At 70.3% G+C, this 25,965-nt stretch carries 24 protein-coding genes; 17 read left to right on the top strand and 7 right to left on the bottom strand.

The window, feature by feature from the left end:
- Positions 1 to 670 precede the first annotated feature (670 nt).
- On the top strand, positions 671 to 1,873 hold the full coding sequence (locus tag ACZ5CR_RS24595; RefSeq protein WP_468861266.1) for a hypothetical protein: 1,203 nt from the start codon (positions 671 to 673) through the stop codon (positions 1,871 to 1,873).
- Between the two features lie 8 nt (positions 1,874 to 1,881).
- Here ACZ5CR_RS24595 and rox read toward each other — a convergent pair whose 3' ends face one another.
- Together rox and ACZ5CR_RS24585 are read right to left on the bottom strand one after the other, a co-directional pair.
- Positions 1,882 to 3,366: a rifampin monooxygenase gene (gene rox / locus ACZ5CR_RS24590; RefSeq protein ID WP_468860868.1), complete on the bottom strand. Its 1,485-nt coding sequence runs from the start codon at positions 3,364 to 3,366 to the stop codon at positions 1,882 to 1,884.
- A 288-nt stretch (positions 3,367 to 3,654) separates the two neighbouring features.
- Positions 3,655 to 4,290 carry a glyoxalase gene (locus ACZ5CR_RS24585; RefSeq protein WP_468860866.1) on the bottom strand — a complete coding sequence of 212 codons (636 nt, stop codon included), beginning with the start codon at positions 4,288 to 4,290 and terminating at the stop codon, positions 3,655 to 3,657.
- Between the two features lie 121 nt (positions 4,291 to 4,411).
- Here ACZ5CR_RS24585 and ACZ5CR_RS24580 point away from each other — a divergent pair, with 121 nt between their 5' ends.
- Both ACZ5CR_RS24580 and ACZ5CR_RS24575 read left to right on the top strand, forming a co-directional pair.
- Complete coding sequence (locus ACZ5CR_RS24580) at positions 4,412 to 4,951, top strand: GNAT family N-acetyltransferase (RefSeq protein WP_468860863.1); 540 nt, start codon at positions 4,412 to 4,414, stop codon at positions 4,949 to 4,951.
- Between the two features lie 143 nt (positions 4,952 to 5,094).
- Positions 5,095 to 5,646: a tellurite resistance TerB family protein gene (locus tag ACZ5CR_RS24575; protein ID WP_468860861.1), complete on the top strand. Its 552-nt coding sequence runs from the start codon at positions 5,095 to 5,097 to the stop codon at positions 5,644 to 5,646.
- A gap of 89 nt (positions 5,647 to 5,735) precedes the next feature.
- On the opposite strand, the gene ACZ5CR_RS24570 is transcribed toward ACZ5CR_RS24575, so the two are convergent.
- Positions 5,736 to 6,968 carry an MFS transporter gene (locus tag ACZ5CR_RS24570; protein WP_468860859.1) on the bottom strand — a complete coding sequence of 411 codons (1,233 nt, stop codon included), beginning with the start codon at positions 6,966 to 6,968 and terminating at the stop codon, positions 5,736 to 5,738.
- Between the two features lie 55 nt (positions 6,969 to 7,023).
- On the opposite strand from ACZ5CR_RS24570, the gene ACZ5CR_RS24565 reads away from it, so the two are divergent.
- The 8 genes from ACZ5CR_RS24565 to ACZ5CR_RS24530 all read left to right on the top strand — a co-directional run bounded on the left by ACZ5CR_RS24565 (position 7,024) and on the right by ACZ5CR_RS24530 (position 14,682).
- Positions 7,024 to 7,596, top strand: a complete 573-nt coding sequence (locus ACZ5CR_RS24565; protein WP_468860857.1) for a CGNR zinc finger domain-containing protein — start codon at positions 7,024 to 7,026, stop codon at positions 7,594 to 7,596.
- 148 nt (positions 7,597 to 7,744) lie between these two features.
- A complete protein-coding gene (locus ACZ5CR_RS24560; protein ID WP_468860855.1) occupies positions 7,745 to 8,875 on the top strand; it encodes an LLM class flavin-dependent oxidoreductase in 1,131 nt (376 codons plus the stop codon).
- Positions 8,872 to 9,879: an alpha/beta hydrolase gene (locus ACZ5CR_RS24555; RefSeq protein ID WP_468860852.1), complete on the top strand. Its 1,008-nt coding sequence runs from the start codon at positions 8,872 to 8,874 to the stop codon at positions 9,877 to 9,879. The genes ACZ5CR_RS24560 and ACZ5CR_RS24555 overlap by 4 nt, the downstream gene beginning before the upstream one ends.
- A gap of 80 nt (positions 9,880 to 9,959) precedes the next feature.
- A complete protein-coding gene (locus ACZ5CR_RS24550) occupies positions 9,960 to 11,375 on the top strand; it encodes a DUF6421 family protein (RefSeq protein WP_468860850.1) in 1,416 nt (471 codons plus the stop codon).
- A gap of 26 nt (positions 11,376 to 11,401) precedes the next feature.
- Entirely contained in the window at positions 11,402 to 12,151 is a 750-nt protein-coding gene (locus tag ACZ5CR_RS24545; RefSeq protein WP_468860848.1) for an SDR family NAD(P)-dependent oxidoreductase, read from the top strand.
- Positions 12,152 to 12,180: 29 nt separating this feature from the next.
- Positions 12,181 to 13,251, top strand: coding sequence for a threonine aldolase family protein (locus tag ACZ5CR_RS24540; protein WP_468860845.1), 1,071 nt, complete (start codon positions 12,181 to 12,183; stop codon positions 13,249 to 13,251).
- Between the two features lie 96 nt (positions 13,252 to 13,347).
- Entirely contained in the window at positions 13,348 to 13,944 is a 597-nt protein-coding gene (locus ACZ5CR_RS24535) for a transglutaminase-like domain-containing protein (protein ID WP_468860843.1), read from the top strand.
- Between the two features lie 27 nt (positions 13,945 to 13,971).
- On the top strand, positions 13,972 to 14,682 hold the full coding sequence (locus ACZ5CR_RS24530) for a B3/B4 domain-containing protein (RefSeq protein ID WP_468860841.1): 711 nt from the start codon (positions 13,972 to 13,974) through the stop codon (positions 14,680 to 14,682).
- A gap of 60 nt (positions 14,683 to 14,742) precedes the next feature.
- On the opposite strand, the gene ACZ5CR_RS24525 is transcribed toward ACZ5CR_RS24530, so the two are convergent.
- A complete protein-coding gene (locus ACZ5CR_RS24525; RefSeq protein ID WP_468860838.1) occupies positions 14,743 to 15,471 on the bottom strand; it encodes a lysophospholipid acyltransferase family protein in 729 nt (242 codons plus the stop codon).
- Between the two features lie 200 nt (positions 15,472 to 15,671).
- Here ACZ5CR_RS24525 and ACZ5CR_RS24520 point away from each other — a divergent pair, with 200 nt between their 5' ends.
- The 4 genes from ACZ5CR_RS24520 to ACZ5CR_RS24505 all read left to right on the top strand — a co-directional run bounded on the left by ACZ5CR_RS24520 (position 15,672) and on the right by ACZ5CR_RS24505 (position 18,822).
- The gene (locus tag ACZ5CR_RS24520; protein WP_468860836.1) at positions 15,672 to 16,034 is read left to right on the top strand and encodes a thioredoxin family protein; all 363 of its coding nucleotides are present in this window, start codon (positions 15,672 to 15,674) and stop codon (positions 16,032 to 16,034) included.
- Positions 16,035 to 16,273: 239 nt separating this feature from the next.
- Entirely contained in the window at positions 16,274 to 16,783 is a 510-nt protein-coding gene (locus ACZ5CR_RS24515) for a flavin reductase family protein (RefSeq protein WP_468860833.1), read from the top strand.
- A gap of 230 nt (positions 16,784 to 17,013) precedes the next feature.
- Positions 17,014 to 17,799 carry an electron transfer flavoprotein subunit beta/FixA family protein gene (locus ACZ5CR_RS24510; protein ID WP_468860582.1) on the top strand — a complete coding sequence of 262 codons (786 nt, stop codon included), beginning with the start codon at positions 17,014 to 17,016 and terminating at the stop codon, positions 17,797 to 17,799.
- A gap of 60 nt (positions 17,800 to 17,859) precedes the next feature.
- Complete coding sequence (locus tag ACZ5CR_RS24505; RefSeq protein WP_468860585.1) at positions 17,860 to 18,822, top strand: electron transfer flavoprotein subunit alpha/FixB family protein; 963 nt, start codon at positions 17,860 to 17,862, stop codon at positions 18,820 to 18,822.
- A 58-nt stretch (positions 18,823 to 18,880) separates the two neighbouring features.
- Here ACZ5CR_RS24505 and ACZ5CR_RS24500 read toward each other — a convergent pair whose 3' ends face one another.
- The gene (locus ACZ5CR_RS24500; protein ID WP_468860831.1) at positions 18,881 to 19,777 is read right to left on the bottom strand and encodes an endonuclease/exonuclease/phosphatase family protein; all 897 of its coding nucleotides are present in this window, start codon (positions 19,775 to 19,777) and stop codon (positions 18,881 to 18,883) included.
- A 219-nt stretch (positions 19,778 to 19,996) separates the two neighbouring features.
- Between ACZ5CR_RS24500 and ACZ5CR_RS24495 the strand changes: the two genes are divergently transcribed.
- Complete coding sequence (locus ACZ5CR_RS24495) at positions 19,997 to 21,289, top strand: DUF6986 family protein (RefSeq protein ID WP_468860828.1); 1,293 nt, start codon at positions 19,997 to 19,999, stop codon at positions 21,287 to 21,289.
- A 30-nt stretch (positions 21,290 to 21,319) separates the two neighbouring features.
- On the opposite strand, the gene ACZ5CR_RS24490 is transcribed toward ACZ5CR_RS24495, so the two are convergent.
- Positions 21,320 to 22,306: a LacI family DNA-binding transcriptional regulator gene (locus ACZ5CR_RS24490; RefSeq protein WP_468861264.1), complete on the bottom strand. Its 987-nt coding sequence runs from the start codon at positions 22,304 to 22,306 to the stop codon at positions 21,320 to 21,322.
- 229 nt (positions 22,307 to 22,535) lie between these two features.
- Between ACZ5CR_RS24490 and ACZ5CR_RS24485 the strand changes: the two genes are divergently transcribed.
- Entirely contained in the window at positions 22,536 to 23,501 is a 966-nt protein-coding gene (locus ACZ5CR_RS24485; protein WP_468860826.1) for an ROK family protein, read from the top strand.
- Positions 23,502 to 23,602: 101 nt separating this feature from the next.
- Here the strand turns inward: ACZ5CR_RS24485 and ACZ5CR_RS24480 are convergent, their stop codons facing one another.
- A complete protein-coding gene (locus ACZ5CR_RS24480; RefSeq protein ID WP_468860823.1) occupies positions 23,603 to 25,729 on the bottom strand; it encodes an NPCBM/NEW2 domain-containing protein in 2,127 nt (708 codons plus the stop codon).
- Between the last annotated feature and the right edge of the window lie 236 nt (positions 25,730 to 25,965).

Here is a 25,965-nt window from a genome sequence, read left to right as displayed (position 1 = left end):
GTTGTTGACCGCGGCAGACGCGGGAACTCATCGGTGGAGTCGGGCTTGGTCATCCCGGAGTTCGGAAAGGCGTTGTCCGTCCCCGCCTGCTCGTTCTACCCTGGCGCCGAGGCCCGCCCCCAGCCCCCGGAACGGCCCGACCGTTCCGCTCGCGCTCCGGCGCCGAGCGGAAGGCACGTCGGTAACCCAGGCCGCCGGGTCCGTACTTCCTTGCAGCGGACGCACGGACACCGGCCTGTCCCGCCGGCTGTGGGATCAGGAGGGCCACTCCCGCGGCCCCTCGGTCACCAGCTGGTGCGGACACCTGCTCCTGGGGCGCCAGGGGGAGCCTGCCCCCAGGAGCGCCGCGGCCGTCGCCGCCGAATTCGGCGGCGGCCGCAGGCTCCGACAGGACTGTCCACTGCCTGGAACCCACCTCTTCTACCCGGCCTCCACGCGCCGACACGTCACGGGCGGGATGCCGGAAGCCTTCTCCGCACCGCTGTCGCCGCCGCCGCAACCGGCAAGCGTGATGGGGTGTTGAGGAGGGCCGCCGGGGAGGACGTGGGGGGATCGGCGCGGCGTTCGGTGTCGTGTTCGGCGCCCTTCAACTCGTGCAGATCGTCTTCCCGCTGCCGCACGCGGAGTGAGCAGCGGATACGGTGCTCTGGTGACTGATGGGGAGGGGACGGTGCCCGGGACCGCGCTGCTGATTGCGGCGGCGCCGGTCGGCAAGGCCCGTATGGTGGACGCGGCCTCCGTGCTGCCCGTGCTCGCTGCGGTGTCACCGGCGGTGCTCGCCGGGACCGCGACAGCGAGTGTCGTGGAGCTCGCGGACCCGCTGGATCCGCAGACAGTGCTCACCCGGCTGCGTGCGGCCGCGATGGCGCCGGGGCCTTTGACGGTGTATCTGGTCGGGCAGTTGCACATCGATCGCCGACAGCAACTGCAACATGTGGCGCTCGCGCGGACCACGGCGGCGACGGTGCGCTACACCGGGTTCCCCTGGCACTGGATCGCCCAGGAGCTACGGCTGCGCCCGCCGGGCAGCACGACCGTCATCGCCGATCTGCATGCCGATACGGACAGCTGGCAGCAGTTGGCGCAGCGTCCTCTGGACGTGGGGACAGGCGTGGCGCTGTACGGCCGGGTCGCTCCGCAGCCCGGTCGGCGTGCCGTCGCGACGCCCGCGTACATGAAGGCGCTGGCGACGGTCCTGCGCAGCGGGCACCGGCCGCCGCTGCCGGACCTGCACCAGCACGTCGTCGCCCAGGCGTTGGAGGAGGGTGCGACCGACATCGTGCTGTTCGCCGACCCTGCCGTCGCCGTGCCAGGCGGTCTTGGAGGAGGCCTGGGCGGCGGCCTCGGCGGTGGCCTCGGAGGCATGCCCAGCCGGGTGCCGGTGCCGGCCCAACAGCAAGGCTCCACCCTCGACGCACCACCTTCCGCGGCGCCGGCGACCGCGGGTGCGGATCCGCACGCGGCGATCACCAAGGCCGTGGAGGCGGGGCGGCACGGCGAGGCCGCGGCCATGGCGGCGGCGTGGGAGCAGGAGGCACTGCGTACGTACGGGGCGTCCTCGCCCGAGGTGGTGCACTGGATGGAGGTCCGCGGACATCTGGCGATCTTCGCCAAGGACCCGGGCCGCAGCTGCCAGATCTGGCTTGCCGTGGTCTCCGCGAGGCTCGCGGCGGGCCAAGCCCTCGACGCCCCCGATGTCGAGGCCGCCGCGGATCTGGCCCACCACCAGTGGGAGCAGGTGCGCGACCCGGACACCGTGCGAGAACTCGGCCCGGCCCTCGTAGCGTTGCGCCGCCGCGTGCCGGGCCGTCAGCGCGGCACGGTGAACCTCGTCCAGCAGCGACTCGTGCAGTTCCACACACAGGTCGGCTGAACTCCCCGCTACGGCCGGGACGGCGGCCCGTCGTGGTTCGGTGCGCCGAACCACCTCGGCAACTGGCCGACCAGATCCCGCTGATCCTCACCGACCCAGGCCACGTGACCGTCCGGCCGCAACAGCACGGCGGGTACGTCCAGTTCCTCGCTGACGTCGACGACGTGATCGATCCGGTCGGCCCACCCGGCGACCGAGAGCCGGCCGGTCTGGTCGAGCAGCAGCCCGCGGCCTTCGTGCATCAGCTCGTAGAGACGGCTCTGCTTCAGCTCCACGTCCCGCATCCGCCGCCCGAGCATTTCGTGGCCCTCACCGTGGCCCTCAGCGAAGTCGTAGCGGACGTCGATGGCGGTGATCATCCCGGTCACGTACCGGTTCACCTCCTCGAAGTCCATCAGCTTGGAGAACAGCTCCCGCAGCGCGGTCGCACCCGGATCCGTCCCGAGCAGCGTGATCTGCGCCCGGGTGTTCTCAAGGACACGGGCCCCCACCGGGTGCCGTTCGGCGTGGTAGGTGTCGAGGAGCCCCTCAGGCGCCCAGCCTTGGACGGCGGCGGCCAGCTTCCAGCCCAGGTTGAACGCGTCCTGCACGCCGAGGTTGAGCCCCTGCCCGCCGGTCGGCGGGTGGATGTGCGCCGCGTCGCCGGCGAGGAACACCCGACCGACCCGATAGCGCTCGGCCTGTCGGCTCGCGTCGCCGAACCGCGAGAGCCAGCGCGGCGCGTGCACGCCGAAGTCGGTGCCCGCGTGGGCCCGCAGCTGCCGTTTGAAGTCGTCGAGGGTCGGCTCGGCCGCACGGTCCTCGGTCACTCCGTCGGCGGGTACGACCACGCGGTACAGCCCGTTCTCGCTGGGGGCCACCCCGAACCGCAGTTGGGTCCTGCGGACTTCCTCGACGACGGAGGCGATCGTCGCCGGATCCTCGGTCACCTCCATCTCGCCGAGGAGCGTCTCGACGGTCGCGGGCTGCCCGGGGAAATCGACGCCGAGCAGCTTGCGCACGGTACTGCGGCCGCCGTCGCACCCGACAAGGTAGCGCGAGCGCAGGTGCGTGCCGTCCGCCAGCTCGACTCGCACGCCGGCCGCTGCCCCGTCGCCGGTCCTCCCCTCGATCTGGCTCAGCCCGACCACTTCGCAGCCGCGCCGGATCTCCGTACCGAGCTCGACGGCACGTTCGTCGAGCAGCCGCTCGGTGACCGGCTGCGGGGTGGCGACGCCGTACGGGTGCGCCGTGTCCAGCCGGTCGGGCCACGCCTTCACGATGCCGCCGAAGAGACCGCCGACCTGGAACTTCTCATTGACAGCGAGGAACCGGTCGAGGAGACCGCGCTGGTCCATCACCTCGACGCTGCGTGCGTGCAGGCCCTGACCGCGGGACTGCTCGGTCGGCCTCACCGACTTCTCAAGGACGGCCACGCCCACGCCGTGCAGACGCAGCTCACTTGCCAGCATCAAACCGGTCGGCCCGCCGCCGACCACGATCACATCAAACATGGAGACCCCCGTTCACGACGTTCGTGACGTTGACCGCGACGTCTTCGATGACGTGCTGAAATCGCGAAAACAACACACGCACTTCGTGGCTCTGATTTCGTCGGCTCTTGCTCAGGCCGATGATTCTGCGGGAATACCCGGGTCTTGCCGCAAGGCCCCCCATGCGCTATATGTTGAGAGTGGCAAGGAGCGCGCGCTCCTTGCCATTGTCGCGTTCGGCCACGATCGGCGCTCTCCGGTACCGGTTCACCCGGTGCCCGCCACGCGCCACTCGTCACACGCCACTTGTCACACGGAGTGGGCCCGCGGTGCGGGCGCTTCGGCCTCCCAGGCGAAACCGTCCAGGTCGGTGAAGGCCCCGGCGCCGCCGCCGATCATCAGCCGGTGGGATCCGGTGCCCTCGGGCGGGACACCGACGTCCTTGGCAAGGGCCCGGTGCCGGTACAGCGCCAGCTTGAAGGGGCCCGACCCACTCTCGAACTCGCAGTACACGGGGCCGAAGCTCTTCGACACGGCGAGGCCCTGGCCGACGTAGAACCGCTTGCTCGCGCTCATGTCCGCGACTCCCAGCAGGAGCACCATCTCGTCGATCCGCCGGGTGGCGGGGCCGGTGTCCTTCTTAGCCGAGGTCGCGACCTTCCAGATCGCCCCGTCAGGGGCCTGTACGACACCGCCGTACCCCCAGAGCGACTTCGTGGCGGGCTTCAGCGAGGTGGCGCCGGCGTCGATGGCGGTGTCGATGAAGCTATTGACGTCGGCGGGCTGGGACACGGTGAGCGCCAGCGTGAACCCGCGAAAGCCGGTGCTGGGTTCCTGAGAGGCACGCAGCCGCAGCTGTGTGTCCAAACCGAAGGCGGCGGAGTAGAAGCGCTGCGCGGCCGTGGTGTCGGCCACGTCGAGGGTGACGGATTCGATGGATGCCATGACGAACACGCTAGTCAGGGGTCGGCCACCGGCGCTTCTCCATTCCTGACCGGTATTCCCGAGCGGTATTTCCGACCGGATTCTCTGACCGGGATTCTCTGACCGGGATATGATCAACTTCATGGGGCGCTCCATACCGATCGAACCGCTGTCCGAACCACTCGCGGATGGAGTGGTCGCCGTGAGACCGCGGCGCGAGTCGGATCTTCCTGCCATCGGGGCGGCGAGCCACGACCCCGAGACGCGTCGCTGGCTCGACGACGAACCCATGGACGAGGCGGCTCTCGGCACGAGCATGGCGAAGGTCGAGGAAGCATGGCGGAGCGGCCGGGCGGCCCCGCTGCTGATCGCGGATGCCGCGACGGACGAGCCGGTCGGGATCATCAACCTGCAGTTCCGTGACGACGAGGTGGCGACCGTCGCCTACAGCGTCTTTCCCGCCCATCGCGGCCGGGGCATCGCCCCGCGGGCCGTGCGGCTGCTCGCGGGGTGGGCCCTGGGCGACCTCGGTCTGACTCAACTCCTGCTCGAGGCCGCCGCGGAGAACACGTCCTCGGTCCGGGTCGCCGAGAAGTGCGGGTTCCGGCGGAACGACGGTCTGGCCGGGGCGAGCGGTGAAGGTCGGCCCGCGACGGTTGTGTTCGCCTGCACGAAGGACTGACCTCGCACGGGCCTGCTCAGCGGCACCGTGCTCACCCCTGTGTCCGTCGTGGAACTTCGCTGGGTGGGGAGGCGTTGGCAGGTTGGCAGAGGGACGTGCGGAACGCGTACGGACGAAGCGAACAGGCAGCCGAGGTGGCACGGATGGCGATGTGGGACCGGATCAAGGACCAGGCCAAGGGACTGCAGCAGCAGTCGCAGGGGACACGCGGCTCCGGTGGGCACGGGCGGCCGGGGTCAGGATCCGGAGGGGGGTCGAAGAAGCAGCTCGTGGGCGTGCTCAAGTCCCAGCTCACCTCCCTCAAGACGGAGCTGAAGAGCGGCGCCTACCGTGACGCGAGCATGGCCATGTGCGCCCTGGTCGCGGCAGCCGACGGGACGGTCGACCCGGCCGAGCGGCAGCATGTGGAGTCGCTGATCATGCAGAACGACGTCCTGAAGAACTTCCCGCCCGAGCAGCTGCGGCAGCGGTTCAACAAGCACGCCGACCAGTTGACGTTCAACTTCCAGCAGGGCAAGACCGAGGCCATGCAGGAGATCGCCAAGGCGGCGAAGAAGCCGGTGGAGGCCAAGGCGGTCGTGCAGACCGGGTTCGTCGTCGCCGGAGCGGACGGGTACATCGCCCCGGCCGAGGAGCAGGTCCTGCGGGAAGCGTGCGCGGCGCTCGGCGTCTCTCCGCAGGAGTTCGGCCTCTGATCAGGAGCTCGATGACCGCACATCGACCCCCGTCGACCGTATGACGGGGTGCGCTTCCGTGCGGTGTCTGTGCAGTTGGGGCCCGCACCTCATGGTGCGGGCCCCAACTGCTTCCGCGCGTCTGCCCCATCCGGCGTCCGCGCTTCCCCTCTGCGCCCAACTGCCGTGACGGCCACATAAGTCGCGGCGGCGAGAACCTCGAAACCGGCGGCCACCACCAGGGCGCCGGAGAGCGACCACGTGGCGATCGGGCCGCCGATACCCGCTCCGATCGCGTAGCCGGTGATCTTCAGACTCGCTCCCGTGGTGAAGATCTGGCCGCGCAGCCGCTCGGGCGCCTCGCGATGACGCACGGCGAACAGTGCGGTCAACTGCGGTCCGGCGGCGGCCCCCGCGAGCGCCATGGCGACGAAGAGCGGTACGGGCGAGACCGTGGCGGCAAGGAGGAACGCGACGGCGAGCACCAGCGTGCTGCCGAGCACCGTCGTGTCGGGGAGCAGCACGTCGGGCCGCCTGGCCACGAGCACGTTCGCGGCGAGTGACGCGACCGCGAGAGCGGCGAGGAAGAAGGTCCCGGCGTTCGTGGTGCCCAACGCCTCCTCACCGAGAAGGGGGCTGCAGGTGACCAGCATGCCGACGCCGATGTACGAGATCACGGAGGTGACCGTGGCGCGGGCCAGGAACCTGGCGCGAACGATGGCTCGGAAGCCGGCGGCCAAGTCACCGACGACCGAGGTCCGGCGGCGCCGCGAGGAGGCCGCGGGGTCCGCGGGCAGCGTCCACGCGACCGGCAGAGCCAGTGCGATCAGCGCCACGGCCGCGACGACGCCGGTCTCGGCACCGGCGAGCACGGCGACCACCCCGGCGAGGGCCGGTCCCGCAAGGCTGGCGAAGTTGTACGTCATCGCATCGAGCGCGGTGGCCCGCGGCAGTCCGTCCGGCTCGACGACCCGGGGAAGCTGTGAGGTCCACCCACCGGCCAGGGCGGGGCCGAGAAGCCCGCCGAGCACAGCCGTCGCGATGGCGACGGGGAGGGGAAGTCGCCCCAGGATCAACAGGATCACTATGAGCGCCGCGGAGTACGTGGCCAGCGCACCGGCCAGTAGTCGTCCCGGAGCCACGGCCCTGTCGAGCATGGCTCCGAACACGGGCCCGCCGACCGCGGCCGAGATCGTGATCCCTGACAGGAGCGCGGACCCCGCCGAGGCGGAATCGGTGGCCGCGATGCCCACCAGGAGCAGGGCGGGGCCTGACATTTCGTCGCCGGCGCGGGCGGTGGCGGCCCCGGCGACATAGAGCGGCAATCCGTAACGCCTCAGCATAGGTATTACGTTACGTGGTAACGGAGAACTCCGATATAAGCGTTACGCTCTCCCTATGCCCTCCAACCGTGCGCCCGAGGACGACGACTGGTGCACCCGCCACTCCGTCCTGCGGACAGCCCAGCGCGCCGCCGCACTCGTCAACGTCCTGACGGCCGTCGAAACGCCCACGCCGGAGGACGTCGCGGCCGTGCTGCGCGAGTACGGCGAGGCCGACCCGCTGGACGTGTCCCGCGAGGACGTACGGCAGATGCGGCCTGTGGCGGCTTCCCTGCGCGATGTGTTCGCCTCCCCTGATGTCGACGCGGCGGCGACCCGGTTGAACGGGCTCCTGGCCGGGGGATCCGGACCGGCACGTCTCACCTCGCACGAGGGTCGGACCCCGTGGCACATCCATCTCGACAGCGGCGACGACGCACCGTGGGCGGAGTGGTTCCTCGCCTCCTCCTGCATGGCGATGACCGTCCTTGTCTGGGACCGGCAGCGTCCTCCCGGCGGAGTGTGTGCCGCGCGGCGCTGCACCGACGTCTTTGTCGCGAGCGGCGGGCCGCCCCGCCGCTACTGCTCGGGTCGCTGCGCCACACGGGAGCGCGTGGCAAGCCACCGCCGTACGCGCCCGGCCCGGTAGGCGAGCCCGGCCGACCCGCCTCGGCGGGCCGCAACTACCCCACGTACAGGCCTTGTTTCCTTGCGACCTGACGACTAGTCATATGGCTAATCGAAAGAGGGGCGCACGAGGAACCCGTGTGCCCGGGGCCCAACCCCCTGGAGGCCACGTGAAGTTCTCCGTCATATTCGAAGCACAGCTCGCCGACCCCACCGTCGAGCGCGAGCATCAACTCATCCGCGACAGCGTCGAACAGGCCGTCCTGGCCGAGGAGATGGGGTTCGACCGCGTCTGGGCGGTCGAGCACCACTCCCTCAAGTGGTACGCCCACATGAGCGCCCCGGAGATCTTCCTGACCTGGGTCGCCGCGCGCACAAGCACCATTCGCATCGGACACGGCGTGGTCTGCATGCCGTTCCGCTTCAATCACCCGGCGCGGGTCGCCGAGCGCGCCGCCATGCTCGATCTGCTGTCCGGGGGGCGGCTCGACCTCGGGGCAGGGCGTGGCGGAACGCTCCAGGAGACGTCGCTCTGCGGCGTCGACAAGGAACGTACGACCCAGGAGGTCGAGGAAGCGCTGCAGATCATCGGAAAGGCCTGGGAGAGCGAGGAGTTGGAGCATCACGGCGCGCTGCTCGACATCGCCCCCCATCCGATCCTGCCCCGGCCGCACCAGACCCCGCACCCACCGCTCTTCCTCGCCTGCAGCAGGTCCGAGACCTTGACACAGGCCGCCGAACTCGGCATCGGCGCACTGGTGATGGGCTTCGCGGGGCCCGATGCGATCGCCGAGATGCGCGCGGCGTACGACGCGGCGATCGCGGGCCGCAGCGACGCGCGCTTCGTGTCCAGCGTCGTCAACGACCACTTCTCCGTGCTCTGTCCGACCATCGTGCTCGACGACAGGGAAGCGGCCCGGCGCGTGGGCATCCGCGGGCAGCGGTTCTTCGCCCAGTCCATCGGGCACTGGTACGGCGGCGCGGGCATCCCCGACGAGGCCGTGGTCGAAGGGGCCGACGAGGCGGCCGCGATGCGCGAGGCCGCCGAGCAGGTCGTCGCGCGGCTGCACGAGCACGACATCCCCGTGCGGCCCACGTCCACGGCCACCTTCAACGCCGATCACGCCTATGGGACCGCCGACGACGCCATCGCGTACGTGGAACGCCTCCGCGACGCCGGGGCCGACGAGATCATGTGCCTCATCCAGATGGGCACCGTCCCGCAGGAGGCGTGCATGGAGACCCTGCGGCAGTGGGGCGAGAAGGTCATCCCGTACTTCCGCGCCCAGGAGACGGGGTGAGGACGGCCGACACGGACGGCGACCGCCTCGCCCCGGGCGCGCGGCCTCTCGTCGACGCGCTGAGCGCCGCCTTCCCCGACCTCGGCGGCACCGTCACCGACGCGGCCGAGGCCCGCCGCATCCTGGCCGCGACCTCCACTTCTGCCACATCCGCGCCGCCCGTGGGGGCGGTCGAGGAGCGGATCATCCCCGGTCCGGCCGGTGCGCCTGATTTGGCCGTGCGCGTCTACAGCCCCGAACGCGCGAGCCACCCCCGCCCCACCGTGGTCTTCTTCCACGGCGGCGGCTACACCCTCTGCGACCTCGACACCCACGACGCCACGGCCCGCACCCTCTGCGCCGAGTCCGGCGCCGTCGTGGTCTCCGTCGCCTACCGTCTCGCCCCCGAGCACCGCTTCCCCGCGGCCACCGAGGACGCGTACGCGGCGCTGTGCTGGGCCGCGGCCCAGACCCGGGCGGGCGGCCTCGGCGGCGATCCGGGCGCCGTGGTGACGGCGGGGGACAGCAGCGGGGGCGGCCTGGCCGCCGTCGCCGCTCTGCTGGCGCGGGATCGCCGAGGGCCCGCCGTGGCGCTCCAGGTGCTGATCTATCCCGTGCTCGACGCGGGGCAGGGCAGCGACTCGTATACGTCGAACGCGACCGGCTACTTCCTCACCGCCGCGCACATGCGCTGGTTCTGGGAGCAGTACCTGGGCCCGGACGGCGACGGCACGCACCCCTACGCCTCACCTCTGCGCGCCGACGTCGCCGCGCTGCCGCCCGCGCACATCGTCACCGCGGGCTGCGATCCACTCCGCGACGAGGGCGCGGAGTACGCGGTCAAGCTGCGGCTGGCGGGGGTTCCGGTGACGCGGGGGCACTATCCGGAGATGTTCCACGGCTTCCTGGGCTTCCCGCGAATTCTGAGCGATGCGCGGGCCGCGGTAGCAGATGTGGCAGAAGTAGTCGCCTCGGCGGCACGCGGCAGGAAAATCAGCGGTGATGTTGGGGGTGTCACAGGATAATCTCCCGAGCCTCCCCTTGTGGCGGGAACCTCGCACGCATACGGTGTCCTTACGCGAGGTTCTCCCGTGGAGGTTGACAAGTGACGGAAATTCTTGTGCAGAAGGTGACGGAAGGTGTGGTTCCTCCCGTGAGTGGGGGTGCCCCCCTGGGAAGGGTCGTGGAGCACCCGGCGTGGCCGATGCTCAAGGACGCCGTGGAAGAGATCCGCCCGTGGCAGTCCGCGGACGGTTCGATCGACTTCGACGCGGAAGGCGCTCCGGCGAAGTCCGTGGCCGAACTCGCCGTCGATCGCGCGCTGTCCGCGATCGAGCAGCTCGCCCCGCTCCTGCCGCACGACGCCGCGTACCACCAGGCACTCGGAGCGGACCTGCGGCGCTGGGCGGACGGCGGGTTCAAGGTGCCGGACTTCCTCGACTCGCTGCTCGCCTTCCAGCCCGCGGCCGACCGCGAGGACGGCCTGCAGCACCTCGTGGTCTTCCCGATGTACACGCAGAACGGCAATCCGGACCGCAATCTGGAAGCGGTCGTGCTGCGCATGGTCTGGCCGGATTGGCTGGCCGACCTGGAGCGCACGCGTTACGACAACCCGCTGTTCTGCGGCATCGCCTTCGAGGACTTCACCGCCGGGTACGACACGAACTCGGCCGTGCTCTTCCCTGAGACCATCGCCGTGCGCGAAGCCCCCGAGCGCTTCAGCTGGGGCGGCATCTTCTGCGACCGCGAGGCCGCCCGCTTCCGCCGCGTCACCGAGGCCTCCGTCGACATCCTCGGGCTCGAACTGCCCGACGACATCCGCGAGATGATCGGCGACCAGGACCGCTGCCAGCAGGCGTTCGTCCTGTGGGACATGGTCCACGACCGCACCCACAGCCACGGCGACCTGCCGTTCGACCCCTTCATGATCAAGCAGCGCCAGCCGTTCTGGATGTACGGCCTGGAGGAGCTGCGCTGCGACCTCACCGCCTTCAAGGAGGCCGTGAAACTGGAGGCCGAGGGCGTCCCGCAGGCGCGCGACGTGCAGTACGCCGTCCTCTTCGACCGGATGTTCCGCTTCCCGGTCACGGGCGACCGCGTCAAGAACTACGACGGGCTCGGCGGCCAGCTGCTCTTCGCGTACCTCCACAAGCACGACGTCGTCCGCTGGACCGACAACAAGCTGCGGATCGACTGGGAGCGCGCGCCGCAGGTCACCAACCAGCTGTGCTCCGAGATCGAGGAGCTCTACCGCGCGGGCATCGACCGCCCCAAGCTCGTCCACTGGTTCGCCGCGTACGACCTGGTGTCCCAGTACCTCGCCCCGCACCCCGGATCGCGCTGGGCCAAGGGCCCGGACGCCCTGGACGTGCAGCTTCCGCCCCGTAAACTCGTCGACGACGTGCTTCCTGACGAGTTTCCGCTCAGCATGTTCTATGAGGCGCTCTCCAAGAAGCTCAAGCACGTGATCGCCTCCACCAAGGGGATCACCGCGTCGAGCGCCGAGCAGGTCGCCGCGTGAGCGCCCGCACCGAGGAGGCGAGGACGATGTCCGCACTTGATGGAGCCGTGGTCGCGGTCGCGGGGGCAGGCGGTCCCGCGGGCCGAGCCACGCTGCTGAGGCTCGCCGAGGCCGGAGCCACGGTCGTGGCGTCCGACGCCGACGCGGCGCGTCTGGCGGAGGCGGTGGACGCCGCGCGGTACGCGCACGGCGGGTCCACCGTCATAGGGGACACGGTCGACCTCCTCGACCTGGGCGCGACCCGGGAGTGGGCCACCCGCACGGAGAAGGAGTTCGGGCGGATCGACGGCCTGGTCCACCTCGTCGGCGGCTGGCGCGGCAGCGCCACCTTCGCCGAGACCGACCTCACCGACTGGGACCTCCTCGAGAAGCTCCTGATCCGTACGGTGCAGCACACCTCCCTCGCCTTCCAGGAGGGCCTGCAGCGCAGCGACCGCGGCCGTTATCTCCTGATCAGCGCGGCCGGCGCCTCCAAGCCGACGGCGGGCAACGCCGCGTACTCCGCGTCGAAGGCCGCAGCCGAGGCCTGGACACTCGCCCTCGGCGACGCCTTCCGCAAGGCGGGGAAGGCGGAGGGCGAGCAGGGCCTGACATCGGCGGCTGCGATCCTGGTGGTCAAGGCGCTGGTGCACGACGCGATGCGCGCGGAGCGGCCCAACGCGAAGTTCGCGGGTTTCACGGACGTCAAGGAGCTGGCCGAGGCCATCGCCGGAGTCTGGGAGCGGCCCGCCGGAGAAGTGAACGGAACCCGCCTGTGGCTGACCGAGAAGCCGTGACCGCTCGCGACACCCGTGACCGAGACCCCGTGAACCCTCCGAAGACCGACGCGCGCCGTCACCACGACCCGGATGTACGGGGCTTCGCCAGCGACAACTACGCGGGCGCCCACCCGGAGGTGCTCGCCGCCCTCGCCCTCGCCAACGGCGGTCACCAGATCGCGTACGGCGAGGACGACTACACGGCCAACCTCCAGCAGATCATCCGCGGTCACTTCGGCCCCACGGCCGAGGCGTTCCCTGTCTTCAACGGCACGGGAGCGAACGTCGTCGCGCTCCAGGCGATCACCGACCGCTGGGGCGCGGTGATCTGCGCCGAGTCGGCGCACATCCACGTCGACGAGGGCGGCGCCCCCGAGCGCATGGGCGGCCTCAAGCTGCTCACGGTGCCCACGCCCGACGGCAAGCTCACGCCCGAGCTGATCGACAAGCAGGCGTTCGGCTGGGACGACGAACACCGGGCGATGCCGCAGGTCGTCTCGATCGCGCAGAACACCGAACTGGGCACGCTCTACACGCCCGACGAGATCCGCGCCATCTGCGACCACGCGCACGGGCTCGGAATGAAGGTGCACCTCGACGGCTCGCGCATATCGAACGCCGCCGCGTCGCTCGACGTCCCCATGCGGACCTTCACGAACGCGGTCGGCGTGGACATCCTGTCCCTGGGCGGCACGAAGAACGGCGCGCTCTTCGGAGAGGCCGTCGTCGTCCTCAACCAGGACGCCGTCAAGCACATGAAGCACCTGCGCAAGCTGTCCATGCAGCTCGCCTCCAAGATGCGCTTCGTGTCGGTGCAGCTGGAGGCCCTGCTCGCCAAGGACCTCTGGCTGCGCAACGCCCGGCACGCGAACGAGATGGCGCAGCGCCTCGCGGAGGGCGTGCGCGCGGTCCACGGCGTGGAGATCCTCTACCCGGTGCAGGCCAACGCGGTCTTCGCGCGGCTGCCGCACGACGTGAGCGAGCGGCTGCAGAAGCTGTACCGCTTCTACTTCTGGGACGAGGCGGCGGGCGACGTCCGCTGGATGTGCGCGTTCGACACGCGCGAGGAGGACGTGGACGGATTCGTGGCGGCGCTCAAGGAAGAGATGGCGCGCTAGCCGACTGGCATCTCCTGATCCTGATTGCTGCATAGGTATGCGGTCGACCGTAAAGGCATTGACGTGCGGTCGATCGCATTTCTATGCTCCCGTCGCATGCAGCTGATCCAGGAAACCCCAGACCTGTCCGCCTATTTGGCCGCAGGCGAGGCCGTCGATCACCATCACCCGCTCGTCCGCGAGACGGCGGCGCACCTCGCCGCCGATGCCGCGGATTCATATGCATACGCACACGCTGCCTACGAGTTCGTGCGGGACGCCATCCCGCACTCGCAGGACTCGGGCCGCATGGAGGTCACCTGGCGTGCTTCCGACGTCCTTCGGGAGCGCACCGGCATCTGTACCGCCAAGTCCCACGCCCTGGCCGCCCTGCTGCGCGCCGAGGACATCCCGACGGCGTTCTGCTACCAGCGGCTGCGCGATGGCAACACCAGTGGCTACTCCCTGCACGGCCTGGTCGCCGTACGCCTCGACGGCGCCTGGCACCGGCAGGACCCGCGCGGGAACATCCCCGCCGGGGTCGACGCGCAGTTCCGTCTTGGCGAGGAGCGGCTGGCCTGGTCCGTGGATCCGGAGTTCAATGAAGTGGACTATGGAGTCCTGTATGCTGAACCGAGTCCAGTGGCGCTCCGTGTGCTCAAGGAAGCCCGCGACCGGCTGCACCTCTGGCAGATCTACCCCTCAGAACTGTGACGCACGAACTGTGAGGCATGACGGACCATGACCACCATCGACCTGAGCGTCTCCGACGATGTGCGCGCCCTCGCGCCCGGCTTCACCCACGTCGCCATCGAGGCCCACGGACTCGTCAACGGACCCAGCACCGACGAGAGCTCGGTCCTCCTCGACGAGGCCGCGCGCCGCCTCGCCGAGCGGCTCCAGGGCCGTGCCCCGCACGAGGAGCCGCACATGGTGGCCTGGCGCGCGGCGTACACCGCCTTCGGCGCCAAGCCCTCCCGCACGCGCAACTCCGCCGAGGCGCTCGCCAAGCGGGCCCTGGCCGACAGCGGTCTGCCGAGGATCAACACCCTCGTCGACATCTACAACGCGATCAGCGTCGCCCACCTGATCCCGGTCGGCGGTGAGGACCTGGACCACATCAAGGGCGGCATGCGCCTGGTGCGGGCCACCGGTAGCGAGGACTTCGTCACCATGGCCGGGGGCGAGCAGGTCGTCGAGTACCCCGACGCGGGCGAGGTCGTCTGGTGCGACGACGAGGGCGTCACGTGCCGCCGCTGGAACTGGCGCCAGGGGCCGCGCACCCGCCTCACGGAAGAGTCCGTCAACGCCATCTTCCTGCTGGAGGGGATGGGGCCGGACTCCGGCGCCGAGGCCGCGGGCGCGGAACTGGCCGAGCTGCTCGAAAAGTTCAGCCCCGGCGTGCGACTCACGGTCCACGCGCCGGAGCGGGCGTCGTCCGAGCGCCCGTAGGAGGTGCTCGGAGCGAGCTCCCGGAGCAAGCACCGGGAGTAAACCCCCGGAGTAATCGATTCAGCTCGCCTCGGCGGCCTTCACCTCGGCCGGAGTCGGCGCGGTGCCGCCGAGGTGCGCCGGCATCCACCACGTGTCGTCCGGGCCCTTGGGGCGTACGGGATAGGCGCGCTGAGCGGCCTCGAGGAGCTCCTGGCAGCGCTCGCGAAGGCGCCGGGTGATCGCGCCCGCGAACTGGTCCTTCGGGGCGTCCATGGGCTCGCCGACGCGGATCGTGATCGGGATGTGGCTGCGCTTGAAGTTGCGCGGCTGCCCCTTGGTCCACAGCCGCTGCGTGCCCCACAGCGCCATCGGGATCAGCGGGACCCCGGCCTCCTGGGCCATGCGCGCGGCGCCCGACTTGAAGCTCTTGAGCGTGAACGACGGGGAGATCGTCGCCTCGGGGAAGACCCCGATGATCTCTCCGGAGCGCAGCGATTCCAGCGCGTGCTGGTAGGCCGTCTCGCCCTGCTTGCGGTCGACGGGGATGTGCTTCATCCCGCGCATCAGCGGGCCGCCGATCCGGTGCCGGAACACCGACTCCTTGGCCATGAAGCGCACGAGCCGCTTCTGCGGCAGCGCTGCGAGGCCGTCGAAGATGAAGTCGAGATAACTGATGTGGTTGCTGACCAGCACCGCGCCGCCGGTGAGCGGGATGTTCTCCGACCCTTTGCAGTCGATCTTCAGGTCCCATGCCTTGAACAGCGTTTTCGCGGCACCGATGACCGGACGGTAGACAAGCTCTGCCATGGGTGGGGAGGGCCCTTCGTGTCTGCCTTGGGAGGGGGCTCCCGGCGGGAAGTTACGCAGCCGTAGGTTTTTCGGCGTTGCGCAGATCGTGCCCCAAGAACGGACGGCTGACCACCCATCGTGCCCCGCGGGCGCGAGATTCTCGTCACGTTGGGAATGTTTGCGGACGCGGGAACGCTGAAGACGGGGACGGTTGGATCATGGCGCAGGGGCGGGAGGCTGACGTGCACAAACGTGATGCGGGGGAACGGCTCGACGTGCCGGGGCCGGGCGCGTGGGCGGGGTACGAACTGGGGGAGCGGGCCACGCTCGTGCAGTTCTCCAGCGCCTTCTGCCAGCCCTGCCGGGCCACCCGCCGCGTCCTCGCGGACGTGGCCGAAATGGTTCCCGGCGTCTGCCATGTGGAGATCGACGCCGAGGCCGAACTCGAACTCGTACGTGAACTGCGCATCCTCAAGACGCCGACCGTGCTGGTGCTCGACGCGGACGGACAGGTCGTACGGCGCGCGACAGGGCAGCCGCGCAAGGTCGACGTGATCGCCGCCCTCGGTGAGGCCGTGTGAGGCGCCGTGTGAGGGGGAGGAGAACGCGATGACACAGGTCCAGGGCTTGCGGAGCCGTCTTCCACATCGCGGAACGGACTTGACTGCACCCGCCACCTGTCGCGAGCCTGCTCCCATGCCTCCGGAGCTCCTTCTCTTCGAGCGCGTCCACGTGGACCTCGCCCGTCATGCAAGTGCGCGCTGTCCGGGCTGCTGAGCAGCCACGGAACCGCTCGTACCTCCTGCAGAAGGACAATTCCATGACGGCCACGCCCGAACTCCGCACACCCCGACTCGCCTCCCCCGATCTCCTGCGCTCCGTTTTCCGGCAGCACGCGGCGGGGGTCGCGGTGATCACCGCCCAGGGCCCCGCCGGGCCCGTCGGCTTCACCGCCACCTCGCTCGTCTCGGTCTCCGCCGAGCCCCCGATGCTCTCGTTCGGCATCGGTACGGGGGCGTCCAGCTGGCCCGCGGTCTCGGAGGCCGAACACGTCGGCGTCCACATACTCGGTGAGCACCAGCTCGACCTCGCCACGACGTTCGCGCGCAGCGGCGCCGACCGCTTCGGCGCGGGCACGCGGTGGTACGAGGGGCCCGAGGGTGTGCCCGTGCTCGACGGCACGCTGGCCTGGCTCGTCTGCAAGGTCGCGGCGCGGGTTCCCGCCGGTGACCACCGCATCGTCCTCGCGGAGGCCGTCCTCGGCGACCCCGCCGGCGCGGGGCGGCCCCTGCTCTACCACCAGGGGCGCTTCAACGCGCTGCGCGACTGAGAGTTCCCGGATGACCCTCCTGACGCCCGATGACAGCGCGTTGGGAAGGTCACAGTTCAAAGCGCTTGCTTAGTGGGAACGTACTGGGTGTACTGGCGAGTAATATTCTGGTCGGAGCGCGGGCCGCCCCGACCGGGATCCGCCCCTTCAGGCGCCTATGCTGCCTGCAAGAAGGCAGTGGCCAGAGCAAGGCAGCAGCCCAGTAAAGACGATGCAGTAGGAGAGCCGGCGTGAGCTTGAGGATCGTTGTCACCGTGAAGTACGTGCCCGACGCCACCGGCGACCGGCACTTCGCCGATGACCTGACCGTCGACCGGGATGACGTCGATGGCCTGCTGTCGGAGCTGGACGAGTACGCGGTGGAGCAGGCGTTGCAGATCGCGGACGGGGCCGACGACGCGGAGATCACCGTGTTGACGGTGGGTCCCGAGGACGCCAAGGACGCGTTGCGCAAGGCGCTGTCGATGGGTGCGGACAAGGCTATCCATGTGGAGGACGAGGATCTGCACGGCAGTGACATCATCGGGACCTCGCTGGTGCTGGCCAAGGCGATCGAGAAGGCCGGTTACGACCTGGTGATCTCCGGGATGGCGTCCACGGACGGCACCGCGGGTGTGGTTCCGGCGCTGCTCGCCGAGCGGCTGGGTGTCCCGCAGGTCACGCTGCTCTCCGAGGTGTCCGTCGAGGGCGGTGTCGTCAAGGGCCGCCGTGACGGCGATGCCGCCTCCGAGCAGCTGGAGGCCTCGCTGCCGGCCGTGGTGTCGGTGACCGACCAGTCGGGCGAGGCCCGTTACCCGTCCTTCAAGGGCATCATGGCCGCCAAGAAGAAGCCGGTGCAGGCCTGGGACCTCTCGGACCTGGATCTGGAGGCCGGGCAGGTGGGCCTGGAGGGTGCCTGGACGAAGGTCGAGTCGGCCACCGAGCGGCCCGCGCGCACCGCGGGCACGATCGTCAAGGACGAGGGCGAGGGCGGCAAGCAGCTCGCCGAGTTCCTCGCGGGCCAGAAGTTCATCTGAGCTTCAGCCACCCCCGAAAATCCGCCCCACTTCTTCGTAACCGCAGGAGATTGAAGTCCCATGGCTGAAGTTCTGGTCTACGTCGACCACGTGGACGGTGCCGTCCGCAAGCCCACCCTGGAGCTGCTGACGCTGGCCCGCCGTCTCGGTGAGCCCGTCGCCGTCGCGCTGGGTGCCGGCGCCGCCGACACCGCGGCCGCGCTGGCCGAGCACGGCGCGGTCAAGGTGCTGACCGCCGATGCCCCGGAGTTCGCCGACTATCTGGTCGTGCCGAAGGTGGATGCGCTGCAGGCCGCCTACGACGCGGTGTCCCCGGCCGCCGTGCTGGTGCCCTCCTCCGCGGAGGGCAAGGAGATCGCGGCGCGTCTGGCGGTGCGCATCAAGTCCGGCATCATCACCGACGCCGTCGACCTGGAGGCCTCCGACGAGGGCCCGCTCGCCACGCAGTCCGCGTTCGCCGCCTCGTACACGACCAAGTCCCGTATCACCAGCGGCACTCCGGTCATCACGGTCAAGCCGAACTCGGTCGCCGTGGAGGCCGCCCCGGCCGCCGGCGCCGTCGAGGCCCTGGCCGTCTCCTTCTCGGAGCAGGCCACCGGCACCAAGGTGACCGCGCGCACCCCGCGGGAGTCCACCGGGCGTCCGGAGCTGACCGAGGCGGCCATCGTGGTCTCCGGCGGCCGTGGTGTGAACGGGTCGGAGAACTTCCACCTCATCGAGTCGCTCGCCGATTCCCTGGGTGCGGCCGTGGGTGCCTCGCGCGCCGCGGTGGACGCGGGCTGGTACCCGCACTCCAACCAGGTCGGCCAGACCGGCAAGAGTGTCTCGCCGCAGCTGTACATCGCCTCGGGTATCTCCGGCGCGATCCAGCACCGGGCGGGCATGCAGACCTCCAAGACCATCGTGGCGATCAACAAGGACGCCGAGGCCCCGATCTTCGAGCTCGTCGACTACGGCGTGGTCGGCGACCTCTTCGACGTCGTCCCCGCCCTCACCGAAGAGGTCAACACCCGCAAGGGCTGATCTCATCGACCGTACGAGGCCCGCACCCCGCGCAGCGCGGGGTGCGGGCCTCGGCGCGTCACAGGGTCAGACTCGCCTGCACCGGCAGATGGTCGCTCGGGAACTGCCCGCCCAGCGCGAAGGTGTTGATCACCGCCGAGTGGACACGCGCCTCGGGCCTCGCCAGGATCCAGTCGATCCGGTCGCCGTCCGGCACCAGCGGCTTGTAGCCGTGGAAGGTGGCGTACGCCTTGCTGCGCTCGGCCGCCGCGTCCCACGTGTCGACGAGACCGGCGCCCAGCAGCGTGTCGTAGACCTGGTTCTTGTGGGCCGCGACGTTGAAGTCACCCGTGACCAGGAGCGGCAGGGACGGGTCGAGGGCGGAGATCCGTTCGGAGATCAGACTCGCGGCGCGCGTGCGTGCGTACTGGCTGGCGTTGTCGAGGTGGGTGTTGAGGACGTAGAACTCGGTGTCCGTGCGCAGGTCGTGGAAGCGGACCCGGGTGACCATGCGGATGGAGCCGCCGCCCCAGGTGTTCGATCCGATGACGTCCGGGGTGTCGGAGAGCCAGAAGTGGTCGTACTCGACCGGGGCCAGTCTGCGGGTGTCGTAGAAGACGGTCATGAACTCGTCGCGGCTGCCGCCCGCCCGGCCGGTGCCGATCCAGTCGTAGTGCGGGCCCAGGTCCTCTGCGATGTCCCGTACCTGCTGGTAGAGGCCTTCCTGGGTGCCGATGACATGAGGGCGCGCGCGGCGAAGGAGCTCCCGGGTCACCGGGCGGCGGTCGGCCCAGGTGTTGGGCGGCGTGGTGCCCGCGTAGCGGAGGTTGAACGACATGACCTCCAGGCGGCGCCCCGCCCGTTCCACCGCGTGGGCGGGCGACGCGGCCAGTGCGGTGGTGAACAAGGGCACCGCGACCGCGGCGAGCGCGGTCTGCAGGCCGAGGCGGCGCGTTACTCGGGTGTCGTTCGGCACGCGATCTCCTTCAGTGGGTGACGGTCAGGATGAGGTGCGGGAACGCGAGTGCGGAAGCAGGATCTGAGACACGGGTGAACGGGCGGGGTCCGGCAGACGAGAGGGTGTTGACCAGCGGGAAGGTCGACGGATAACTTCGCCATACGGATTGTTGATTCCGTGAAGCGGAAACATCGAGTGTCCTGAGTGTGTGGTCCCGAGCGTGTGGAGGGTGCAGGAATGGGTCAGCAAGAGAAGGTGGCAACGAGTCTCGCGGGCGCGGTCGGCGAGGGCATCAGCGCTTCCCTCGCCCCGGTGGACGCGGAGCTCGAGCGCCGCTACCCCGGCGACCCCGGCACCCGCCAGCCGGTCCACACCGTGTACGTCCCCGGTGAGCTCTTCGGCGCCGAGACCATCCGTACGTGGGGCGACCAGGCGCTGAAGGCGCTCGACGAGCACGCCCCGGACGCCGCGTCCTTCGCGGCTGTCCTCGGTCTCGCCGACGACCTGGCGGTGCCCGTCTACGACCGCGTGCGCGCCAAGCTGGAGCGCGAGCCGATCGAGGACCTGCGCATCGACTTCGAGGACGGCTACAAGGGCGCCGACGAGGACCAGGACGCCGCCCGCGCGGCCCGCCTCGTCGCCGAGGCCTACAAGAACGGCACGGCAGCCCCGTACATGGGCATCCGCATGAAGTGCATGGAGGAGGCGGTGCGCGACCGCGCCATCCGCACCCTCGACATCTTCCTGTCCGGCCTCATGGAGGCGGGCGGTCTGCCGGAGGGCCTCGTCCTGACGCTGCCCAAGGTGACCTACCCCGAGCAGGTCACCGCGATGGTGCGGCTCCTGGAGGAGTTCGAGAAGGTGCGTGGCCTGGAGGCCGGGCGGATCGGCTTCGAGATCCAGATCGAGACCAGCCAGTCCATCCTCGCCACCGACGGCACCGCCACCGTGGCCCGCATGATCGGCGCCGCCGAGGGCCGCGCCACAGGCCTTCACTACGGCACCTTCGACTACAGCGCCTGCCTCGGTGTCAGCGCCGCCTACCAGACGAGCGACCACCCGGCGGCCGACCACGCCAAGGCGATCATGCAGGTCGCGGCGGCGGGCACCGGCGTACGCGTCTCGGACGGCTCCACCAACGTCCTGCCCATCGGGAGCACCGAGAAGGTCCACGACGCCTGGCGGCTGCACTTCGGCCTCACGCGCCGCGCCCTGGCCCGCGCCTACTACCAGGGCTGGGACATGCACCCCGGCCACATCCCCACGCGTTACGCCGCCGTGTTCGCGTTCTACCGCGAGGGCTTCGAGCAGGCCGCCGCGCGCCTCTCCGCGTACGCGGCCCACCGCGAGGGCGGCGACGTGGCGGACGAGCCCGCATCGGCCAAGGCGCTCGCCGGATACCTCCTGCGCGGCCTGGACTGCGGCGCCCTCGACGCGGGCGAGGTCACCCGGCTCACCGGCCTGACGCTGGCCCGCCTGCAGAGCTTCTCGGGCCCGCGCCGCGGCGACCTCACGCCCTCCGCCAAGTAACGCGAGCGACTGCCGACGCGCCGCCAACCGTCAGCCCGCGGGCGGCAGTTCGCCGGATCCGCGCTTGATGAGGCGCGTCGGGAGTTCGATGCGCTCCGGGGCGTCCGAGGCGCCGTCGAGCTGACGGAACAGGCGCTCCGCGGCGGTCCTGCCCAGCTGTGCGGCGTCCTGTGCCACGACGGTCACGCCCGGCTGGAGCAGGTCCGCGAGCTCGATGTCGTCGAAGCCGACGAGGGCCACCGGGCGGGTGAGTGCGGCGAGGACACGGACGACCGTCACCGTCACACGGTTGTTGCCCGCGAAGATCGCCGTGACCGGGTCCGGGCCGCTCAGCATCGTCTTGGTGGCCTGGTCGACGCGGTCCGGGGCGGTGAGGCCCAGGGACATCCACTCGTCCTCCACGGGGATGCCCGCGTCCTCCATGGCCGCGCGGTAGCCGCGCAGGCGCTCTATCGCGGTGTGGATGCGCGGCTGGTCGCCGATGAAGCCGATGCGGCGGTGGCCGTGGGCGATCAGATGGGCGACGCCGTCACGCGCGCCGCCGAAGCTGTCGGAGAGCACGACATCGGCGTCGATCTTCCCCGGGGGACGGTCGACGAAGACCGTGGCGACACCGGCGGCGATCTCCGGCTCCAGATAGCGGTGGTCGTCACCGGCAGGGATGACGACAAGACCGTCGACCCTGCGTGCGCACAGCGCGAGCACCAACTCCTGCTCGCGGTCCGGGTCTTCGGCACTCGAACCGTTGATGAGGAGCGCGCCGTGCGCGCGGGCCACTTCCTCCACGGCGCGGCTGAGCGGCCCGTAGAAGGGGTCGGCGAGGTCTTCGAGCACGAGGCCGATGCTGGCCGTGCGGCCCTTGCGCAGGACGCGCGCGCTGTCGTTGCGGCGGAAGCCCAGGGCGTCGATGGCCTCCTGGACGCGGCGTTCGGTGTCCGGGGTGACGCCCGGCTCTCCGTTCACCACGCGGGAGACCGTCTTGAGGCCTACTCCGGCGCGGGCCGCGACGTCCTTCATGGTCGGACGGTTGCCGTAGCGGGGTTCGGGTCGTCGGCTGGTGGTCTCGGCCACGGTGCGCTGTCCTGTCGTCGACGATGGTGAGCTGAAAGTGGTGCGTAAGTGATGTGGCGTCGAGCATAGAACCTGGACAACGTTGTCAGATGCGAGAGAGACTGTCCATCGCATTCTCCGGCCTGCCCCTTCACAAAATGGGCGGCCTGCCCTTTCACCTGGAGATCTGACACTGATGCACACGGACCTCGTCGCCGCACTCGACATCGGCGGCACCAAGATCGCCGGCGCCCTGGTGGACGGCCGCGGCCGGATCCTGCTGCGCGCCCAGCGGCCCACGCCCGCGCGCGAGGACGGCGACACCGTGATGCGGGCGGTCGAGGAGGTCATCGGTGAGCTCACGCGTTCCCCGCTGTGGGGCAGGGCGCGCGCGGTCGGTATCGGCAGCGCGGGCCCCGTCGACGCGTCGGCGGGGACGGTCAGCCCCGTCAACGTCCCTGGCTGGCGCGGCTACCCGCTGGTCGAGCGGGTGCGCGCGGCCACCGGAGGACTGCCGGTCGAGCTGGTCGGGGACGGCGTCGCGATGACGGCGGCCGAGCACTGGCAGGGCGCGGCCCGCGGGCACGACAACGCGCTGTGCATGGTGGTGTCCACCGGAGTCGGCGGCGGACTGATCCTCGGGGGCAAGCTGCACCCGGGCCCCACCGGGAACGCGGGGCACATCGGGCACATCAGCGTCGATCTGGACGGCGATCCCTGCCCGTGCGGCGCGCGTGGCTGCGTGGAGCGCATAGCGAGCGGGCCGAACATCGCGCGGCGTGCGGTGGAGGACGGCTGGCGTCCGGGGCCCGACGGCGATACGTCCGCCGCCGCGGTGGCCCTCGCCGCACGCGCCGGGGACCCGGTCGCCGTCGCCTCCTTCGAGCGGGCGGCGCAGGCGCTGGCCGCGGGGATCGCCGCCACGGCGACGCTCGTCGAGATCGACATCGCCGTGATCGGGGGCGGGGTGGCGAAGGCGGGGGACGTACTCTTCGATCCGCTGCGCCGGTCCCTGCGGGACTACGCCACGCTCTCGTTCGTACGTCAATTGACCGTGGGCCCGGCCTTGATGGGGACGGACGCGGGGTTGGTGGGGGCCGCGGCGGCCGCGCTCAGCCAGGAGACCAGCGCGGCGGACTTGCGCCCTGCTGTGGGGAGTTGACGGATTCCGGGCGCTCCTCCTGCGGGCGAGGCGGCTGTCAACTGCGGTCCGGCCTCAACGTCCCTGGACCGGACCGCAGTTGACTGTCCCCGCAGCTCAGGTCAGCAGCTGAGCACCGGCTCAGCCCAGTCCGCGTGGTCGGAGTCCCGGCCGTCGCCGCCGTCCGTGACCACGAGGCGTACGACCTGGGCGCCGGTCACGTCGGCCGAAAGGCTCCGCGCGGCATCGGCGTTGGAGAGGACGCCGGTCGACGCGGCCTTCTCGCCGTCGGCCCAGATCTCGAAGGTGACCGTTCCCTTGGGATCCTTCTCGTCGTCGACGCCCACCTGCGCGGCGACCTTCTCGCAGGATCCGCCGGTGTAGTACTCGACGGCGCTGTCGGCGTGCACCCCGAGCCCCTTGGCGTGGACCGCCCCGCCGATGGTGATCGGACGGCCGTCACCCGCGGCGCTCTCGCCGTTGCTGGTGTCCTTCTCGACAGGGCCCCAGCCGTTGACCGCCGACATCCACGGCAGATCACTCACCGCCGAGTCGCCCGCGGGCGGCGCCACGACGACATGGGCCGTCAGCGGCAGCACGTTCTCGGCGCGGGTGCCGCCGGGGGAGCGGTAGGTGGTCCTGAGCGTCAGGTCGTACGCTCCCGGGGCCGCGTCCCGAGGTGCGGTGACCGACCACGACGTACTCAGCGACTTGCCCGTACGCAGGGATTTCGCGGTCGAGGGCGAGGTCGCCCGGATCCGCCATCCGGAGGGGCCCGTGAAGGTGGCGGACACCTCCTGCGCGGAGGTGCGGCCGAGGTCGGTGACCTTCGACGTCAGCTTCTCGGACTTGCCCGGCTCCACCAACGGGTCGCCGTCCAGGCCGAGTTCGACGGCAGGCGGATTGTTGGCCCACTTGCCGTCCGCCGCGACGCGCAGCAGGACGGTGCCGTGCGCCGGGACGGTCGCCGAGATCCTGCCCGCCGTGTTGTAGCTCTTGTGCTGCCACAGGTCCCGCAGGGTGTAGCCGTCGGCGTCGGGGAGCCCGAGGGCCTTCGCCGACGTGGCGATGGACCGGGCCGTGCCCGTCTCGTTGAAGAGCGCGACCGTCCGGCTGCCGTCCTTCATCTCCTTGGCGACGACCCAGCGGCCGCCGTCCGACGAGAGGACCTTGCCCTGCTTGCCCAGGGGGTCCTGGTCGACGGCGATGACTTCCTTGTTGCCGATGATCTCGAAGGTCTCGGGCGTCGCCTTGCGCAGGTCGGAGCCGATGAGCAGCGGCGAGGCCATGATCGACCACATCGAGAAGTGCGTGCGGTACTCCGTGTCCGTCATGCCGCCGTTGCCGACCTCGAGCATGTCCGGGTCGTTCCAGCGGCCCGGGCCCGCGTGCTCGTCGAGCGGCAGGTTCTGCTTCATGATCGAGAGCATCGAGCTCCAGTTGTCGCTGATGTCGCCGGTGGTGCGCCACAGATGCCCTACGTCGGCTGCCCACTCCCAGGGTTTGTTCTCGCCCCACTCGCAGAGGCTGTAGACGATGGGGCGCCCGGTGGCCTTCAGCGCGTCGCGCATCGCGATGTACCGCTTCTTGGCGTCGACGCCTTGGTTGTTGCAGTTGTCGTACTTGAGATAGTCGACGCCCCAGTCGGCGAACTGCCGTGCGTCGCTGACCTCATGGCCCAGTGCGCCGGGGAACCCCACGTCGCTACAGGTCTTTGTCCCGGCACTGGTGTAGATGCCGAGCTTCAGACCCTTGCTGTGCACATAGTCCGCGACTCCCTTGATGCCGTTGGGAAATCGCTCGGGGTCGGGCACCAGCTTGCCGTTCGCGTCCCGCTCGGGCAGCGCCCAGCAGTCGTCGAGATTGACGTACCTGTAGCCGGCGTCCTTGAGGCCCTTCTCGACGAAGAGATCCGCGATCCCCTTGACCATCGCCTCGTCGAACTCGGCCCTGCAGTGGGTGGAGTTCCAGTTGTTGAAGCCCATGGGCGGGGTGAGGGCGAGGCCGTCGGGGAGCTTGGCACCGGGTGCCGATGGCCTCTCGACCGCGCTCTGGACTCCTGCGCCGCTCGTCTCGCTCGCACTGCCCGCCTTGCTCACGCCGTCCGTCTTGCTCACGCCGTCCGCCTGGCTCGCGCCGCCCGTGTCACGTGCCGCCGCCGGTGCGGCGATCCCCGCGGCGCACAGCAGTGCGGCGGCCAGCGACCCGACGACTCTTCGACGTGTGGTGAGGGGTGAGATGTGACGCATCGTTACGTTCCTCCGTACTCGCAGAGTTGGGGGGGGCTGCATGTACGTGTCAGAGGTGCGCGCTTACGGTAGGCCGTGTTGGACTCTGTTGGAAGAGGGGCTGTAGCGGTTCGAGCCCCTGGCGTCAAAACCCTTGACAGCGTGGGCAGTTGAGAGTGACATCCAACCCCCTGCGTTCGGTTGTGTTCGGTTGCACCCCGAGGAGAGGGGACACGGCACAGCCATCGCTCATGGGT

The organism is Streptomyces sp. NPDC031274 (assembly GCF_055570235.1).
This window is presented reverse-complemented; position numbering and strand designations above follow the sequence as displayed.

Bases quoted from the DNA above. Each gene is read 5' to 3' on its own strand.
- rox (WP_468860868.1), bottom strand. From the start codon at position 3,366: ATGTTTGATGTGATCGTGGTCGGCGGCGGGCCGACCGGTTTGATGCTG.
- ACZ5CR_RS24585 (WP_468860866.1), bottom strand. From the start codon at position 4,290: ATGGCATCCATCGAATCCGTCACCCTCGACGTGGCCGACACCACGGCC.
- ACZ5CR_RS24580 (WP_468860863.1), top strand. From the start codon at position 4,412: ATGGGGCGCTCCATACCGATCGAACCGCTGTCCGAACCACTCGCGGAT.
- ACZ5CR_RS24575 (WP_468860861.1), top strand. From the start codon at position 5,095: ATGGCGATGTGGGACCGGATCAAGGACCAGGCCAAGGGACTGCAGCAG.
- ACZ5CR_RS24570 (WP_468860859.1), bottom strand. From the start codon at position 6,968: ATGCTGAGGCGTTACGGATTGCCGCTCTATGTCGCCGGGGCCGCCACC.
- ACZ5CR_RS24565 (WP_468860857.1), top strand. From the start codon at position 7,024: ATGCCCTCCAACCGTGCGCCCGAGGACGACGACTGGTGCACCCGCCAC.
- ACZ5CR_RS24545 (WP_468860848.1), top strand. From the start codon at position 11,402: ATGTCCGCACTTGATGGAGCCGTGGTCGCGGTCGCGGGGGCAGGCGGT.
- ACZ5CR_RS24535 (WP_468860843.1), top strand. From the start codon at position 13,348: ATGCAGCTGATCCAGGAAACCCCAGACCTGTCCGCCTATTTGGCCGCA.
- ACZ5CR_RS24530 (WP_468860841.1), top strand. From the start codon at position 13,972: ATGACCACCATCGACCTGAGCGTCTCCGACGATGTGCGCGCCCTCGCG.
- ACZ5CR_RS24525 (WP_468860838.1), bottom strand. From the start codon at position 15,471: ATGGCAGAGCTTGTCTACCGTCCGGTCATCGGTGCCGCGAAAACGCTG.
- ACZ5CR_RS24520 (WP_468860836.1), top strand. From the start codon at position 15,672: ATGGCGCAGGGGCGGGAGGCTGACGTGCACAAACGTGATGCGGGGGAA.
- ACZ5CR_RS24515 (WP_468860833.1), top strand. From the start codon at position 16,274: ATGACGGCCACGCCCGAACTCCGCACACCCCGACTCGCCTCCCCCGAT.
- ACZ5CR_RS24505 (WP_468860585.1), top strand. From the start codon at position 17,860: ATGGCTGAAGTTCTGGTCTACGTCGACCACGTGGACGGTGCCGTCCGC.
- ACZ5CR_RS24495 (WP_468860828.1), top strand. From the start codon at position 19,997: ATGGGTCAGCAAGAGAAGGTGGCAACGAGTCTCGCGGGCGCGGTCGGC.
- ACZ5CR_RS24490 (WP_468861264.1), bottom strand. From the start codon at position 22,306: ATGAAGGACGTCGCGGCCCGCGCCGGAGTAGGCCTCAAGACGGTCTCC.
- ACZ5CR_RS24485 (WP_468860826.1), top strand. From the start codon at position 22,536: ATGCACACGGACCTCGTCGCCGCACTCGACATCGGCGGCACCAAGATC.
- ACZ5CR_RS24480 (WP_468860823.1), bottom strand. From the start codon at position 25,729: ATGCGTCACATCTCACCCCTCACCACACGTCGAAGAGTCGTCGGGTCG.